The 229-nt window shown below is 39.7% G+C and carries 1 protein-coding gene; it reads left to right on the top strand.

The features are described 5' to 3' along the window. Positions 1–229 (top strand): histidine kinase dimerization/phospho-acceptor domain-containing protein (locus tag FQ664_RS27145; protein ID WP_218570462.1); only part of this gene is annotated, 229 nt, incomplete at both ends.

Raw genomic sequence — 229 nt, 5'->3', positions numbered from 1 at the left:
GATTTTATCAATAACATGACTCATGAATTCAAAACTCCGATAGCCACCATCTCTCTTGCCAGTGATGCTGCAGGCAGCCCTGCCATTGCTCAGAATCCAGAATCCCTCCATCGCTACCTCCATATCATTAAAGAAGAAAACCAGCGAATGCATAGTCATGTGGAGTCAATACTGCAAATGGCATTACTCGATAAAAAAGGATTAAATCTTCAACTTGAAAAATTTAATC

The sequence above is a fragment of the Pseudomonas persica genome (assembly GCF_900291015.1).
Lineage (GTDB): Bacteria > Pseudomonadota > Gammaproteobacteria > Pseudomonadales > Pseudomonadaceae > Aquipseudomonas.
The sequence above is the reverse complement of the archived record's forward strand: the minus strand, read 5'-3'. Positions and strand labels throughout refer to the sequence as shown.